The sequence below is a fragment of the Sagittula sp. P11 genome, assembly GCF_002814095.1.
In the GTDB taxonomy this organism is placed as follows: Bacteria; Pseudomonadota; Alphaproteobacteria; order Rhodobacterales; family Rhodobacteraceae; genus Sagittula.
Genome location: NZ_CP021913.1, coordinates 3,535,977 through 3,550,958, shown reverse-complemented (window position 1 = coordinate 3,550,958; position 14,982 = coordinate 3,535,977). Strand labels below are relative to the sequence as shown.

Sequence of the window (14,982 nt, the reverse complement as noted above, 5' to 3'; positions counted from 1 at the left end):
CTAGTCTACGTGTCATTCCGCCCTCCGGTTCACTCTTAATGCGACCTTATGCAGACTCAAGCGCCTGAAGCAGGTCTTCGAGAATGTCCTGCGTGTCCTCCAGACCCACCGACAGACGCACCAGACCCGGCGTGATGCCAAGAATGTCCTTCTGTTCCTGCGGCAGACGCTGGTGCGTCGTCGTGGCGGGATGGGTCGCGATGGTCTTGGCGTCCGCGAAATTGTTGGAAATCAGAACCGTCTGGAGCGCGTTGAGGAAGCGGAAGCACGCCTCCTTGCCGCCCTTGATGTCGAAGCAGAAGACCGTGCCGCCGGCTTCCGACTGCGACTGTGCCAGTGCGTGCTGCGGATGCGCCGCATGCGTCGGATACCGCACGTAATTCAGTTTTTCGTGACCGTTCAGCGCCTCGACCAGTTCCAGCGCGCCTTGCGACTGCGCACGGACCCGCAGTTCCAGCGTCTCCAGCGCCTTCAGGTGCGTCCAGGCGGTGAACGGGTTCATCGCGCCGCCGGTGTGCTTCATATAGGCTTCGATCGGCCCCCGGATCAGCTCCTTCGTGCCACAGATCATGCCGCCCAGCATCCGCCCCTGCCCGTCCACGTGCTTCGTGGTGGACACGATGGAGATGTCGGCACCGCACGCCCGGGCATACGAATAGACCGGCGTGGCCATGGCGTCGTCGCAAAGCACCAGAGCACCCTTCGCATGGGCGACCTTGCAGACATGCGCGAGGTCGATCACCTCCAGCGTCGGGTTGGAAATGGATTCGAGGAAGACCAGCCGCGTGTCGTCGCGAATCGCCGCTTCCCAGGCCGCGTTGTCCGTGCCGTCGATCAGGGTGATCTCCACGCCGAAGCGGGCCAGCACGTCCTCCAGCACGTAAAGGCACGACCCGAACAGCGCGCGCGAGGCAACAACGTGGTCTCCGGATTTGGTCAGCGCCATCAGTGCCCCGTTCACCGCCGCCATGCCCGACGCGCAGGCGAATCCGTCCTCGAACCCGAGGTAGCCGGACAGGCGCTCCTCGAACATGCGCATGGTCGGGTTGCCGTAGCGGGCATAGATGAACTCGTCGTCGCCGGCCTTGACGAAGCGGGCCTCGGCGGCCTCCGCCGTCTCGTAGACGAATCCCTGCGTCAGGAAGACCGCTTCCGACATTTCGCCCCACTGGCTGCGTTTCGTGCCGCCATGCACGAGCCGGGTGCGTTTGCTGCGTTCCATGTTGTTGATCCTTCCAACAAAAAAGCCCCGTTTCGGCCAAGCGAAAGGGGGCTTTCGGCTGACCTCTTTAGCGGCTTCTGACGGGTCTGGTCTATCGTGCCCGAAGTGCCGAAACGCAACGCCTCACACTCCTGCCCGACATACGTGATGCCCGCCGTGGCCCGCAATCCGGTAACAAATCGCCACGCGGGCACGCATAGAGACCTTAAGGACACATTTCAAGAGCGTCACACAGCGGTCACCGCGCTTTCATCAATGTTTCGCAGGCTGGGCGTACGGGTCATCCACAAGATGTAGTGGGACGCTGCCATGCCAATGCTACGCATCACTGTGACGGACGGCAAAGCGCGCCTGCATGGCGCCACGGCGCCGCTGTCCCCGACCCTGCGCCGGGCGCTGGCAGAGGACCCCGGCCCGGTGACCGTCATGGTACACGGCTACAAGTACCTGCCCGGCCACCCCCGACACTGCCCGCACGACACGATCTTTGCCCGCGCCCCTTCGGTCACCGATCCCCGCGTGATCGGCTGGCCGCGCCATCTGGGCTTGCGCGGGCAGCAGGGCGAGGGTCTGGGCATCTCCTTCGGATGGAATGCACGGGGCACGATCTGGGACGCCCACGCAGAGGCCGCGGTGGCTGGAGAAGCCCTGGCGCACCTTCTGGCCGAGATACGGCGGCACGCACCGGCGCAGCCCGTGAACCTTGTGGCGCATTCGCTGGGCGCGCGGGTTGCCCTGACCGCCATCGCATCCGGCAGGCCCGGCGCGATCACCCGGGCCGTCCTTCTGGCCGCAGCGGAATACGCCGGAGTTGCCCAAGATGCCCTGACCGGCGCGTCGGGGCGGGCAACGCAGGTGCTGAACGTCACCAGCCGCGAGAACGACCTGTACGATTTCCTGATGGAACGGCTGGTGGCATCGGACAAGCCGAACGACAGGATGCTGGGCCACGGCAACCCCACCCTGCCCAACCTCGTGACGCTGCAACTGGACGACGCCGCCAGCCTTGAGGCCCTGCGCGACGCGGGCTTTCCAATCGCCGAACCGCAGCGGCTGGTCTGTCACTGGTCGCCCTACCTGCGCGCCGGGGTCTTCCCGCTTTATACCGCGTTCCTCTCGAACACGCTGCCGCTTGGCCGCCTGCGCGCGCTCCTGCCGGAGGCTGGGACGCCCCGCTGGTCGCGCATCCTGCCGCGCCTGCCCCTGCGCGCGCCGGTCGGCCTGCCCGCCGAATGACCTTTCGCATCGCCCGTATTTCAAGATACGGCGTTTTACCGCTGAACAAATTGCCCGGAAGGTAACTTTGCATCGATCCGCATGTTGCGTTTGACCGCCAAGGCCACGCATCATGATGCGGACAGCAAGGAGCCCCAGCCCAAGTGTACGAATTCCTTTTTCAGGCCTCAGTCTTCCTCGCCGCCGCGGTGATCGCGGTGCCCATCGCCGCCCGACTGGGCCTTGGCTCGGTCCTTGGATACCTGCTGGCCGGGATCGTGATCGGGCCGGGCCTTGGCCTTGTGGCGAATACCGACGACCTCCGTCATTTCGGGGAGTTCGGCGTCGTCTTGATGCTGTTCCTCATCGGTCTGGAACTGGAACCCCGGGCGCTCTGGGACATGCGGCACCGGCTGATCGGCCTCGGCGGGCTGCAGATCGTACTGACCACCACGGCCATCATGCTGGGCGCAATCGCGATGGATCTGGCATGGCAGACGTCGCTTGCCGTCGGCATGACGCTGGCGCTGTCCTCGACTGCCATCGTGCTGCAGACCCTTTCGGAAAAGGGCCTGATGCAGACCAATGGCGGGCGCTCCGCCTTTTCGGTGCTGTTGACGCAGGACATCGCGGTGATCCCGATGCTGATCGCCCTGCCCCTGCTGGCGGTCATGCCCTCCGTCGCGATCAACCCCGATGGCAGCATCCGCCGAGCCACCGACGCGGAACACGCGACCGAGCACGCCGGTGACGGCCACGGCGCGGCCATGTCGCTGGTCGACGGCCTGGAAGGTTGGCAGGCCGCGCTGGTCACGCTGGGTATCATCGCGGTCATCATCCTGGCGGGCATCTACGGCGCCCGCCCGCTGTTCCGGTTCATCCACTCCGCGCGCCTGCAGGAGATGTACACTGCCGTCGCCCTGCTGATCGTGATCGGCATCGCCTTCCTGATGACGCTTATCGGGCTCTCCCCCGCGCTTGGCACCTTCCTTGCGGGCGTGGTGCTGGCGAACTCCGAATTCCGGCACGAACTGGAATCGAGCATCGAGCCGTTCAAGGGCCTGTTGCTTGGTCTGTTCTTCATCACCGTCGGCGCGGGCATCGATGTGGAGCGCCTTGCGGCAGAGCCGTTCCTTGTCGTCGGCCTCGCCGTGGCGGTCATCTTCATCAAGGGCGCCGTGCTCTACGGTCTCGGACGCGCCTTCGGACTGGGCCGCCGCGGGCTTTGGCTGTTCACGCTTGGGCTGGCGCAGGCGGGCGAATTCGGCTTTGTCCTCGTGTCCTTCGCGCTGCAACTCAACGTCTTCCCGGAGCCGCTGGCGGACCGGTTGCTTCTGGTCGTCGCCCTGTCGATGATGATCACGCCGCTCCTGTTCCTGCTTTTCGACCACCTCGCACGCAAATTCCAGGAGAACGCCGAGACAGCCGAGGCGGACGAGATCGACGAGGAAGGCCCGGTCATCATCGCCGGCATCGGCCGCTTCGGGCAGGTGGTGAACCGGCTGGTCCAAAGCTCGGGTTACCGGACAGTGGTGCTCGATCACGACATGCAGACCATCCAGCTGATGCGCCGCTTCGGGTTCAAGGGCTTCTTCGGCGACCCCACGCGGCCCGAACTGCTGCACGCGGCGGGGCTGGGATCGGCGCGGGTTCTGGTGGCGGCGCTGGACGACCACAAGGCAACGACCAAGCTGGTGGCCTATGCCCGGCGCATCCGGCCCGACCTGCACATCGTTGCCCGCGCCCGCGACCGCAACCACGTCTACGCCCTCTACCAGGCCGGGGCCGACGACATCGTGCGCGAGATGTTCGACAGCTCGCTGCGCGCTGGCCGCTACGTGCTGGAGAACATTGGGATGAGCGAATACGAGGCCGCCATCGCCGAGGAGACCTTCTACCACCACGACCGCCACACGGTCCGCGAACTGGCGAAATTGTGGAATCCCGCCGTCCCGGCCTCCGAGAACGAGCCCTATATCGCCCGCGCCAAGGAGCTGGAGAAGGAACTGGAGACCGCCCTCTTCACCGCGCTGGACGAACGCGGGAAGAAGGACGTGGCATAACGACGGCACGGCTGAAGGGCCGCTAGCCATGCACGGACAAAGAAAAAGGCGCCCCACAACGGGGCGCCTTTTTCAATTCGTTTCAGACAAGCCGTTACGCGGCGCGCAGGCCCAGGACCTCGTCCACCTGCTTGGCAGCCGCAGCTTCGTCGCCGGTCACGGCCGCGACTTCTCGGGTCAGACGCTCCAGCGCCGCTTCGTACAGCTGACGCTCGGAATAGGACTGTTCGCGCTGGTCGTCGGCGCGGTGCAGGTCGCGCACCACTTCGGCAATCGCGATCAGGTCGCCCGAGTTGATCTTCTGCTCGTACTCCTGTGCGCGGCGCGACCACATCGCCCGCTTCACCTTGGCCTTGCCCTTCAGCGTCTTCATCGCCTCGCTCACCACGTCAGGGGAGCTGAGCGACCGCATACCGACTTCCGATGCCTTGTGCGTGGGAACGCGCAGGGTCATCTTGTCCTTCTCGAAGGAGATCACGAAGAGCTCGAGGCTGATGCCGGCGATCTCCTGCTCCTCGATCGACACGATCTGTCCGACGCCGTGCGCCGGGTAGACCACGTAGTCGTTAGGACGGAATTCGGATTTTTTCGCTTTGGTCATATATTTCGTTCCTCGCAGCACCGACACGGAAAGCGCAGGGCAGAGACAGCAGAGACACAAAAAGTGCGCGGCAATCGTTGCGATTCCCGTTCACTTGGTCGTATCGTCGGTTATCAGGCCCCCAGAGGCAGTTCAGGCATTGAGCCCTGCGCAAGATGTCATCACGTAGACCAGATTTATAACATAAAATCGGTCGGGCTCCTAGCATCCTGCCTCGCCGGGGAATAACGCATCAAATCAATGCGTTGCCCCTTTTGGCACAGGTCGTGCAGAAGAAACCCGCCGAATCGCCGACTCACCCGGTCGACCCCGCGGACAAGGGTCGGCGGGTACTCGGCACCGGGTCAGGCGCGGGCAAGGAAGAGCGTCAGCCCCCCTCGCCCGGCTTCTCCGAGAAGTACTTGTTCACCTTGTCGGTCTCGCCGTCGCGCTCTTCGGCGCCGGGCAGCGGGTCCTTCTTGGTGATTATGACGGGCCATTCTTCGGAGTACTTGCGGTTGAACTCGACCCATTTCTCCATGTCCGGCTCGGTGTCCGGGCGGATGGCGTCGGCAGGGCATTCCGGTTCGCAGACGCCGCAGTCGATGCACTCGTCAGGATGGATGACCAGCATGTTCTCGCCCTCGTAGAAACAATCCACCGGGCAAACCTCGACGCAGTCGGTGTATTTGCAGGCGATACAATTGTCGATGACGACGTAGGTCATGAGCGATCCTCACTCGGGCAGGTTTCCGGTCTGACTAATCCAGCGGTGCGGATCATTCAAGCGCAGAGGACCTCGACTTTTCGTACTGCCGCCGGTCCTTCTTGGTGGGGCGTCCGCCGTGTTCGATCACGGGCGCGGAGGGGTCGCGTTCACGCGGTGCGGGCGGATCGAGGTCTTCGTAGAGTTCGCGGGCCTCGGGCGCCGGGCCGCGCCGCACGCCATGTGCCACCACACGGATGACCCTGACATCCTTGCCCTGCGCGAAGGTCAGGACGTCGCCCGAGGCAACGCCGAACGCCGGTTTGGCGATCGGATGTCCGTTCACGCGTACCCCGCTGGCGACCACTTTGGCCGCCAACGAGCGTGTCTTGAAAAAGCGCGCATGCCAAAGCCACTTGTCGATGCGGATCTTCGACTGCGGAGCCTCCGACAACTCAGTCCTTGCCCTTCAGTCCCATCAGAGCCGCAGCAAACGGGTTGTCCGGGTCGATGGGCTTTTCCTTGCGGGGCGGGCGCGATTCGAAAGTCTTCGGGCCGCGGTCGCCTTTCGGCCCGCCCTTGCCCTTCGGACCGCCTTTGCCCTTGGGTCCCTTGCCGCGGGGCTTGTCGCCACCGCCACGCTCGTCGCGACGGCCACCGCCGGTGCCCTGCGCGTCGCGGCGCGGCTTGCCGCCGCCCCGACGCTGCTGGTTGCCGCGATTGCCGCCCCAGGTGAAGGTGTAGAACACTTCCGTCTCGGCACCGGCGACAGCGGCGTCCGGCACTTCGCCCGGCAGGATTTCCTCTTCCGGCGTCTCGGGAACCGCGTTCTCGTTGCTGGCGTCGTCCGTGTGCTCCGCAGGCTCGGCAGAGACCGGGGCCTCGCCCTCGTCCTCGAGCTGGGCAACAGGTTCGGCCACATCGGCGGGCTGCGGCGCTTCGTCCGCACCGGGCTCAAGCGTCGGCGGCGTCTCTGCGGCCACATCCATCACCGGCGTATCTTCCGGAAGGTGGGTGGCGTCGCCTTCGACCTGCTCGCCGGTCTCCGGCTCCAGCACCGTATCGACCGGCTTGACCTTGCTGCGTTCGCCCTTCTCGGCGCGGTAGCCCAGGCCCTGCATCAGGTCGGCGAACTGCTCCAGCGTCATGCCGGTGATCGACAGCATGTCGGCTTTCGCCTCGAACCCGCTGCGCGAATCCTCGCTGCGGAGCATGTCGGCCAGACGTTCGAGCATGTCGATCCGGATCGCCCGGGCCCCGGCTTTGCGGTAACCCGCCAGCGCGTAGTGCTGCGCCGGAACGTCGTCGATGTTCGGGACGGTCACCAGTCCGGGCGGCGGCGCTTCGGGGAATTCATCCAGCCCGTTCGACAGCGACCAAAGCACGAGGCGCAGGCGCGTCGGTGCGGGCTTCAGCAGAAGCGGCATGAAAATGGTGAACTGGCCGAACCGCACACCGTGCTTGCGCAGCGACCCGCGTGCGTCCTGGTCCAGCGACTTGACCTCGTCGGCCACGTCTGCGCGGGGAATGACGCCCATCGCCTCGACCAGCCGGAAGGCAAAACCGCGCGCCAGACCGGTCAGGGTCTCGTCACCTTCCATCTTCAGCAGCGGCTCGAACAGCGCGGCGATCTTGCGGTCCATGAAGTGCTGGAGACGACGCTCCACCTTGGAGGCCACGTCCGGCCCCGCCTCTTCATCGACGAAGGCAACGACCCGCGGCTTCAGGGGGCTGTCGCCCTTGGCGAGCTTGCCCACCGCCTGGTCGCCCCACATGAGGCCGCCCTGCTCGGTAAAGTCGATCTCCGTGTCGGGCGCATTGTAGAAGCGGTCGGCGCGCAGGTGAAAATGCGGGGTCAGCGCCTGCAGGCTCGCCTGTCGGAGAGTCTTCGCCTCCTGGCCCTGCGCGTCCTTGTCCTGGCGGAACCGGAACCCCTCAAGCTTGCCAACCACGTGACCTTCGACGGTCACCTCACCCTGATCGTTCACATCGGCCAAGAGGGCCTCCTTCTGTTTCAACCGGCGAAGCAGAACACTGGTCCGCCGATCTACAAATCTCTGAGTCAGGCGCTCGTGCAGAGCGTCCGACAGTCGATCTTCTACAGCGCGAGTGGCCCCGCGCCAATGCTCTTCGTCACGCGTCCACCCACGTCGCTGCGCCACATAGGTCCATGTGCGGATATACGCCAGTCGTTTCGACAATGTGTCAATGTCGCCATCCGTCCGGTCAATACGTGCCACCTGCCGCGCCATGAAATCGTCCGGCACCTGCCCGCGTTCGTGCAGGTGCCCGAAGATAACGCCCAGCAGCCCGGCATGTTCCGCTGCACTTATCCCGCGGAAGTCGGGCACGCGGCAGACATCCCACAAGAGCCGCACCGACTCGACACTGGATGCCCGGGCGCGCACCTCGGCCTCGGACGCGAGCCCGCGCAGGGCGCGCAGGTCGTCGGCTTCGCGCGCCTTCGACAGCATCGGATGGTCGGGCGAGACCTCAAGCGAATGTTCCAGCGCCTCGATGGAGGCGAAGTTCAACGCTGCGCTGCGCCACTGCAGCTTCTTCAACGGCGTGAAGGAGTGGTTGCAGATCGCCTCGACCACGTCTTCGGGCAAGGGCGAGGCCTCTCCGGTGACGCCGAAGGTGCCGTCGGACATGCCGCGCCCGGCCCGGCCGGCGATCTGTGCCAGTTCGTTGGGCATCAGGGGCCGCATGCGCCGCCCGTCGAACTTCGTCGTGGAGGAAAACGCAACGTGGTCGATGTCGAGGTTCAGCCCCATGCCGATGGCATCGGTTGCCACCAGGTAGTCGACCTCACGGTTCTGGTAGAGGTCGACCTGCGCGTTCCGCGTCCGCGGCGACAAAGCGCCCATGACCACGGCCGCCCCGCCCTTCTGCCGCTTCAGCAGCTCGGCGATGGCATAGACGTTGTCGACGGAAAAACCGACAATGGCCGTGCGCGGCTGCAGGCGGCTGATCTTCTTCGACCCGGTGTAGACAAGCTGCGACATGCGCTCGCGCCGGACGAACTCCACGCCCGGAACAAGCTGGCCAATCGGCCCGCGCATGGTGTCGGAGCCAAGGAACAGGGTTTCATGCGTGCCGCGCATCCGCAGCAGCCGGTCGGTGAAGACATGGCCCCTCTCCGGATCGGCACAAAGCTGGATCTCGTCGATGGCGACAAGGTCGGCGCCCATGCCTTCGGGCATCGCCTCGACCGTGCACACCCAGTACTGGGCGCGCGGCGGCACGATGCGTTCCTCGCCGGTGACAAGCGCCACCACCGAAGGGCCGCGCACAGCCACGATCCTGTCATAGACTTCGCGGGCCAGCAGACGCAGCGGCAAACCGATGACACCAGTCCTGTATGCCAGCATACGCTCGATGGCGTAGTGGGTCTTGCCCGTGTTGGTCGGGCCTAGAACGGCCGCGATCCGTGCTCTCTGCGCCATGCGCCCCACTCGGTCCGTCCCTGCTTACAGAGACACACCCTTTACCTTGCTTTCCAGCCGCTCGAGCGCGTTTTCAACGTCCTCGTCATGCGGCCTGAGCTCAAGTACCCGTTCATAGGCCCGATAGGCAAGCGCCTCATGGCCAACCTGTTCGTGGATCGCGCCCACACCGCGCAGCGCGCCAAAGTGGTCGGGGTTGAGCGCCAGCACGCGCTCCAGCGCGTCCATCGATTCGCCCAGCCGCTCCTCCTCGAAGTAGGCCAGCGCCAGCCCGTGCCAGCCTTCGGCGAACTCCGGCGCGTGATCTGTCAGCGCCCGGAAATGTTCGAGCGCCGCATCGAGATCCTCGACCTCAAGCGCGTCCCGGCCCCGCTTCAGCAGCAGGTCCATCGCCGGGGAGCCGGTCTTCGACCACTCCGTGATGATCTGGTTTTCCAGCCGCTGCGCCGCGGTCTCCGAGTCCGCGCCCCGAAGCTCCGACATGAGCTCGTCAAGGCGCTCATCCGCCGATACCGCGAATGGTACGGAAATCATGACTGTGGCAAGAATTGCCGTGACGGTATTTTTGAATTCCATGTCACCCGTGCTCATAACCTGCCATGAGTGTAGCGCCCGTGCGCCGAATTTGAAGCGCACGATTTAGAGAGAAAGCACCAAGGAGTCTCTTATGAGCGAAGTTGTGACCAAGGCGGTGGCCGCCCTGCAGGAAAAGATGGCCGGTGAGTCCTTCGACGGCTCTGCGAAATTCGTCATCGAGGACGAAGGCAGCGTGATCATCGAGGGCGACACCGTCCGCGAGGGCGACGATGCCACCGATGTCACCCTGACCGCCGACCGCGACACGTTCGAGGCCATTCTTTCAGGCGACCTTAACCCGACTGCTGCATTCATGGGCGGCAAGCTCGCGGTCGATGGCGACATGTCGGCTGCAATGCGCCTTGCCGGAGTGCTTGCCTGATGTCTCTGACCCCCGCGCCTTTCTACGCAGATCTGTCCGAAGGTCCCGAAGGCTCGCGTGCCTTCTGGGTCGAGGCGCCGGATCTGCTGCGGTTGCGTATCGCGCATTTCCCGTCGCAGGGAACGCGGGGGACTGTCCTGCTCTTTCCGGGGCGGACCGAATACGTGGAGAAATACGGTCGCACCGCCGCGGCCCTTGCCGAGGCCGGGTATCACACGCTGGCCATCGACTGGCGCGGACAGGGGCTGGCCGACCGGATGCTGGAAGACCCGCGCACCGGCCACGTCGGCCTGTTCGAGGACTACCAGCACGACGTCGCGGCGATGAAGGCCATTGCCAAGGTGCTTGACCTGCCGCGTCCGCTGCACCTGATCGCCCATTCCATGGGCGGCTGCATCGGCCTGCGGTCGGTGATGGACGGGCTGCCGGTGGCCTCTGCCGTGTTCACCGGCCCGATGTGGGGCATCCGCATCGCCAACCCGGTCCGGCCCGCCGCCTGGGCGATCAGCCGGGTGTCGAAGTCCGTGGGTCTGGGCCACGTCTACGCGCCGGGCACGGGGGCCGACAGCTACGTCGCCTCGGCCGAGTTCGAGGACAACCTCCTGACACGCGACCCGGACATGTGGGACTACATGCGCCGCCAGGTGCTGGCCCATCCGGAGCTGCAACTGGGGGGCCCCTCCCTGCACTGGCTGCACGAGGCGCTGGCGGAGACGCGCTCGCTTGCGCGCCGCCCCTCGCCGCAACTTCCCTGCATCTGCTTCTGCGGATCGAACGAACGCATCGTCGACGTGGACCGCATCCGCACCCGCATGGCCAACTGGCCCGGCGGACGGCTGGACATGGTGCCCGCGGGCGAGCACGAGATCATGATGGAAGTCCCCTCCACCCGCGAGCGCGTGGTGTCGGAGATGGTCGCGCTTTTCGACAGCGCCGGCGAGGCACAGGCCCTCACCGCCTGAGTTCCCTGAAGCGGTTTCGCCGCGCTGGCGCGCGACGATCCGCGCGGCCTGCGGCCGCGCAGCGGGGCCCTGCCCCGCACCCCGAGGTATTTCAGCCAAGATGAAGGGCAGCCAGTGAAGGGCGGGCGCCATTGCGGCGAACTGGCCTGCTGCACTGGCTTCGGGATTGCGGCGGTTTAGATCTGCGGCATGACCGAGCCTGTCCTTACCTTCACCGACCGCGGGATCTACTGCCCTGCAGGGGATTTCTTCATCGATCCGTGGCGTCCGGTGGCGCGTGCGCTGATCACGCACGGGCATGCGGATCATGCGCGCCCGGGGCATGGCTCGTACCTGGCCACGGAGGCGGCGCTGCCTGTCATGCGCCACCGCCTGGGCGAGATCAGCGCGGAGGGGATCCGCTACGGCGAGGCGCGGCGCATCGGGGATGCCACCGTGTCCTTCCACCCTGCAGGTCATCTGCCCGGCTCGGCGCAGGTGCGGGTCGAAGTGGGGGGCCAGGTCTGGGTGGCGTCCGGCGATTACAAGACCACCGACGATGGCTTCTGCGAGCCCTTCGAGCCTGTCCGCTGCCACGCCTTCATCACCGAGTGCACCTTCGGCCTGCCGGTGTTCACCTGGGCACCGCAGGCGGAGGTCGCCAAGGAAATCAACGCGTGGTGGCAGGCCTGCGCGGACGAGGGCAAGACGGCGCTGCTGGGCGCCTATTCGCTGGGGAAGGCGCAGCGGCTCCTGTCGCTTCTCGATCCGATCGGGCCGATCCTGACGCATGGCGCGGTGGAGGCGACGAACGAGGTGTTGCGCGGCCAGGGATATAGCCTGCCCGACACCACGCATGTCACGCCGGACCTCGACCTGAAGGCGTTGAAGACCCCGCTGGTGATCGCTCCGCCCTCGGCGCTTGGCGGGCAATGGGTGCGGCGTTTCCGGAATGCGTCCACGGGGTTTGCCTCCGGCTGGATGCGGCTGCGGGGCATCCGCCGCCGACGCGCCATGGACCGGGGATTCGTGCTCTCCGATCACGCCGACTGGCCGGGCCTGCAGGAGGCGATCAAGGCCACCGGCGCGGAAACCGTATTTGCGACACATGGTTACACCGAGATCTTCGCACGCTGGCTGAGCGAGCAGGGCTATGACGCCCATGTCGTCCCGACCGAGTTCGGCGGCGAGGCAGACGATGCGGAGTCCGCGGCATGAAACGCTTCACCCGGCTGTTCACCGCCCTCGACCAGACCACGAAAACATCCGTGAAAACAGACGCCTTGGCGGACTACTTCCGGCACGCACCGGATGAGGACAAGCTGTGGTGCATCGCGTTATTTTCCGGCCGTCGCCCCAAGCGCGCGGTCAATGCCACGGAACTGCGCGGCCTTGCGGCAGAGCGCGCCGGCATCCCGCTGTGGCTGTTCGAGGAGAGTTATCCCATCGTCGGCGATCTGGCGGAAACCATCGCGCTGGTCCTGCCGCCCCCGGAGCGGGACAGCGATTATTCGTTGAGCCATTGGATCAATGCGTTGCGGGACCTTAACCGTCTTCCGCTTGAAGAGCGCAAGCCGAAGATCGTCGCGGCCTGGGACCAGCTCGATACGCCGCAGCGGTTCCTGTTCACCAAGCTTCTGACCGGAGGCTTCCGGCTTGGCGTCAGCCGCAAGTTGATGACCCGCGCCCTCGCCCAGGCCACCGGGCAGGACGAGGCGGCGCTGGCGCTCAAGCTCATGGGAAGCTGGACGCCGGACACCACGACCTTCCACGATCTCGTCGAACGCGACGACCCTGCCGCCGATGCCTCGCGCCCGTATCCGTTCTACCTGGCCTACCAGCTGGAGGACCCACCCGAGGCGCTGGGGCCGCCGGAGGATTGGCAGGCAGAGTGGAAATGGGACGGCATACGCGGCCAGCTGATCCTGCGCGACGGGCAGCACCACCTCTGGTCGCGGGGCGAGGAGCTGCTGACCGACCGGTTCCCCGAGTTCGCGCGGGCGGCGGAATTCCTGCCTGACGGCTGTGTCTTCGACGGCGAGATTCTTGCATGGCGTGACGGCCCGCTGCCGTTTGCCACGCTGCAGCCACGCATCACGCGCAAGACGGTGTCGAAGAAGCTCCTGAAGGACGCTCCGGTCACGCTTCTGGCCTACGATCTGCTGGAGCACGAGGGCCGCGACATCCGCGATCTGCCGCTGACGGAACGGCGCGCACGGCTGAACGGCCTGCTGGCGGACCTGCCCCCTGACGCGCCCGTCCGCCTGTCGCCGGCCCTGCCCTTCGACAACTGGGACACACTGGCGCAGACCCGCAGCACGTCGCGCGAACACCGCTCCGAAGGGCTGATGCTGAAGCGGCTGAATGCCCCCTATCTGTCTGGGCGCAAGAAAGGCGACTGGTGGAAGTGGAAGCTCGACCCGCTAACGGTCGACGCGGTGATGATCTATGCCCAGCAGGGCCACGGGCGGCGAGCCAACCTGTTCACCGACTTCACCTTTGCGGTCTGGAAGGGCAACGAGCTGGTGCCCTTCACCAAGGCATACTCCGGACTGACCGACAAGGAGTTCGACGAGATCACCCACTGGGTGCGCCGCAACACGCTGCAGCGCTTTGGCCCGGTCCGGCAGGTGCGTCCCGAACACGTCTTCGAAATCGCCTTCGAGGGCATTCAGGCCAGTCCGCGCCACAAGTCCGGTATCGCCCTGCGGTTTCCGCGCATGGCCCGCTGGCGGCGCGACAAGCCGGTGGCGGAGGCGAACACGCTGGGCGACCTGCAGGAGATGCTGTCCGCCTACGGCTGAACCGGCGGAGCGGCGCCCATCAAGCGGCAAAAATCGTGCCGTTCCGGCCACATGCGGGGGCCGGAGGCATGCGGCGACCTTCCCTATGCCATCCACTCGTGGCTTTTATTCCTCGTCTCACTCAGGGGCTCATGATGCAGCGATTCCTCGGGCCCTTGGTCGCCCTTTCCCTGGCCGCTCCGCTGGCCACACAGGCGGCAGAGCCTGAACAAACGTCCTCGCTCGGTGGATTCAGCTACCACGGGACGCTGTCCATCGGCACGACGGACATGAAGCCCGGACCCGGGATCGGCTTTGCGGACGTGACCTTTGGTGTGCCGCTGACCTCCCGCGCACCGCTGACCTTCGAATTCGGCACTTACCTGTTCTCGCTCGACGGCAAGCGCCCGCACGAGACCTACGCCGCCTTCGCCTGGGACGGGCGGTACAGGCTGGGGGCGCTGCGCCCGGCCTATGACGCCGTGCTGCCGTCGGTGTTCGAGGACACGGCGCCCTTCCTTGCCTACAGCCGGGCCGAGTACACCCGCGCGTACAACACGGTCGAGGCAATGCGGCGCACGGCGGTCCCGTGGGGCCTCTCCGCCGAGGGCAGCGCCGGCGGTTTCGACTGGATCGTCTCTCTTCACGACGCCTCGAAAGGCGACTTCCGCTCCGCCTCCGCGGCGCTGACGTGGAACGGGGACAGCTACCGGCTGATGGCCGCCGTTGAAAGCGTCTGGACCGGCGAAAACGACCATGGCGCCACAAGCTCCAAGTTCGGCGGCACCTACCTGTTCGACCGGGGCGAAGTCGGGCTCGCGTACCTGCACCCGGAGGCCAACGAACGGCCCGACGCGGTGGCGTGGCACATGCGCGTGCCGCTTGCCGACCAGATCGGGATGGAGGCTATGGGCGAGTTCACCGAAGATGCGACCGACGATGCCTACGGGCTGGCCGTCGACTACAGCTTCAGGGAGTTCGGCAAGGTGACGATTGCAGCCACAGACGGGGCGCTCCACCCCGGGCTGCACGCCACCTACAGCCTGAAGTTCTGAGACCGTAAGG

General features: G+C 65.8%; 13 protein-coding genes. 7 read left to right on the top strand and 6 right to left on the bottom strand.

Features of this window, described 5'->3' with window-relative positions; genetic code table 11:
- Positions 1-46: 46 nt before the first annotated feature.
- Positions 47-1,222 (bottom strand): aminotransferase class I/II-fold pyridoxal phosphate-dependent enzyme, encoded by a 1,176-nt coding sequence (locus CDO87_RS17320; protein WP_100929940.1) that lies wholly within the window; start codon positions 1,220-1,222, stop codon positions 47-49.
- Between the two features lie 315 nt (positions 1,223-1,537).
- Here CDO87_RS17320 and CDO87_RS17315 point away from each other — a divergent pair, with 315 nt between their 5' ends.
- Together CDO87_RS17315 and CDO87_RS17310 are read left to right on the top strand one after the other, a co-directional pair.
- Positions 1,538-2,458 (top strand): alpha/beta hydrolase, encoded by a 921-nt coding sequence (locus tag CDO87_RS17315; RefSeq protein WP_100929939.1) that lies wholly within the window; start codon positions 1,538-1,540, stop codon positions 2,456-2,458.
- Positions 2,459-2,601: 143 nt separating this feature from the next.
- Positions 2,602-4,500 carry a cation:proton antiporter gene (locus tag CDO87_RS17310; protein ID WP_100929938.1) on the top strand — a complete coding sequence of 633 codons (1,899 nt, stop codon included), beginning with the start codon at positions 2,602-2,604 and terminating at the stop codon, positions 4,498-4,500.
- A gap of 94 nt (positions 4,501-4,594) precedes the next feature.
- Here CDO87_RS17310 and CDO87_RS17305 read toward each other — a convergent pair whose 3' ends face one another.
- The 5 genes from CDO87_RS17305 to CDO87_RS17285 form a co-directional block, all read right to left on the bottom strand.
- Positions 4,595-5,101, bottom strand: coding sequence for a CarD family transcriptional regulator (locus tag CDO87_RS17305; RefSeq protein ID WP_100929937.1), 507 nt, complete (start codon positions 5,099-5,101; stop codon positions 4,595-4,597).
- Between the two features lie 367 nt (positions 5,102-5,468).
- On the bottom strand, positions 5,469-5,807 hold the full coding sequence (gene fdxA, locus CDO87_RS17300; RefSeq protein ID WP_100929936.1) for a ferredoxin FdxA: 339 nt from the start codon (positions 5,805-5,807) through the stop codon (positions 5,469-5,471).
- 52 nt (positions 5,808-5,859) lie between these two features.
- Positions 5,860-6,240 carry an RNA-binding S4 domain-containing protein gene (locus CDO87_RS17295; RefSeq protein ID WP_100929935.1) on the bottom strand — a complete coding sequence of 127 codons (381 nt, stop codon included), beginning with the start codon at positions 6,238-6,240 and terminating at the stop codon, positions 5,860-5,862.
- Between the two features lies 1 nt (position 6,241).
- Positions 6,242-9,235, bottom strand: coding sequence for a helicase-related protein (locus tag CDO87_RS17290; protein WP_100929934.1), 2,994 nt, complete (start codon positions 9,233-9,235; stop codon positions 6,242-6,244).
- Positions 9,236-9,259: 24 nt separating this feature from the next.
- A complete protein-coding gene (locus tag CDO87_RS17285) occupies positions 9,260-9,811 on the bottom strand; it encodes a tetratricopeptide repeat protein (protein WP_308213899.1) in 552 nt (183 codons plus the stop codon).
- Positions 9,812-9,902: 91 nt separating this feature from the next.
- Between CDO87_RS17285 and CDO87_RS17280 the strand changes: the two genes are divergently transcribed.
- From CDO87_RS17280 to CDO87_RS17260, 5 genes are all read left to right on the top strand, one after another.
- The gene (locus CDO87_RS17280) at positions 9,903-10,193 is read left to right on the top strand and encodes an SCP2 sterol-binding domain-containing protein (RefSeq protein ID WP_100929932.1); all 291 of its coding nucleotides are present in this window, start codon (positions 9,903-9,905) and stop codon (positions 10,191-10,193) included.
- Complete coding sequence (locus tag CDO87_RS17275; protein ID WP_100929931.1) at positions 10,193-11,155, top strand: alpha/beta fold hydrolase; 963 nt, start codon at positions 10,193-10,195, stop codon at positions 11,153-11,155. Before CDO87_RS17280 ends, CDO87_RS17275 begins: the two co-directional genes overlap by 1 nt.
- Before the next feature lie 189 nt (positions 11,156-11,344).
- Entirely contained in the window at positions 11,345-12,352 is a 1,008-nt protein-coding gene (locus CDO87_RS17270) for a ligase-associated DNA damage response exonuclease (protein ID WP_100929930.1), read from the top strand.
- Positions 12,349-13,938 carry an ATP-dependent DNA ligase gene (locus CDO87_RS17265; protein ID WP_100929929.1) on the top strand — a complete coding sequence of 530 codons (1,590 nt, stop codon included), beginning with the start codon at positions 12,349-12,351 and terminating at the stop codon, positions 13,936-13,938. Before CDO87_RS17270 ends, CDO87_RS17265 begins: the two co-directional genes overlap by 4 nt.
- 134 nt (positions 13,939-14,072) lie before the next feature.
- Positions 14,073-14,972, top strand: a complete 900-nt coding sequence (locus CDO87_RS17260) for a hypothetical protein (RefSeq protein WP_100929928.1) — start codon at positions 14,073-14,075, stop codon at positions 14,970-14,972.
- Positions 14,973-14,982: the final 10 nt, after the last annotated feature.

Coding starts and splice junctions, on each gene's coding strand:
- CDO87_RS17320 (WP_100929940.1), bottom strand. CDS start 1,222: ATGGAACGCAGCAAACGCACCCGGCTCGTGCATGGCGGCACGAAACGC.
- CDO87_RS17315 (WP_100929939.1), top strand. CDS start 1,538: ATGCTACGCATCACTGTGACGGACGGCAAAGCGCGCCTGCATGGCGCC.
- CDO87_RS17305 (WP_100929937.1), bottom strand. CDS start 5,101: ATGACCAAAGCGAAAAAATCCGAATTCCGTCCTAACGACTACGTGGTC.
- fdxA (WP_100929936.1), bottom strand. CDS start 5,807: ATGACCTACGTCGTCATCGACAATTGTATCGCCTGCAAATACACCGAC.
- CDO87_RS17290 (WP_100929934.1), bottom strand. CDS start 9,235: ATGGCGCAGAGAGCACGGATCGCGGCCGTTCTAGGCCCGACCAACACG.
- CDO87_RS17285 (WP_308213899.1), bottom strand. CDS start 9,811: ATGGAATTCAAAAATACCGTCACGGCAATTCTTGCCACAGTCATGATT.
- CDO87_RS17280 (WP_100929932.1), top strand. CDS start 9,903: ATGAGCGAAGTTGTGACCAAGGCGGTGGCCGCCCTGCAGGAAAAGATG.
- CDO87_RS17275 (WP_100929931.1), top strand. CDS start 10,193: ATGTCTCTGACCCCCGCGCCTTTCTACGCAGATCTGTCCGAAGGTCCC.
- CDO87_RS17270 (WP_100929930.1), top strand. CDS start 11,345: ATGACCGAGCCTGTCCTTACCTTCACCGACCGCGGGATCTACTGCCCT.
- CDO87_RS17265 (WP_100929929.1), top strand. CDS start 12,349: ATGAAACGCTTCACCCGGCTGTTCACCGCCCTCGACCAGACCACGAAA.
- CDO87_RS17260 (WP_100929928.1), top strand. CDS start 14,073: ATGCAGCGATTCCTCGGGCCCTTGGTCGCCCTTTCCCTGGCCGCTCCG.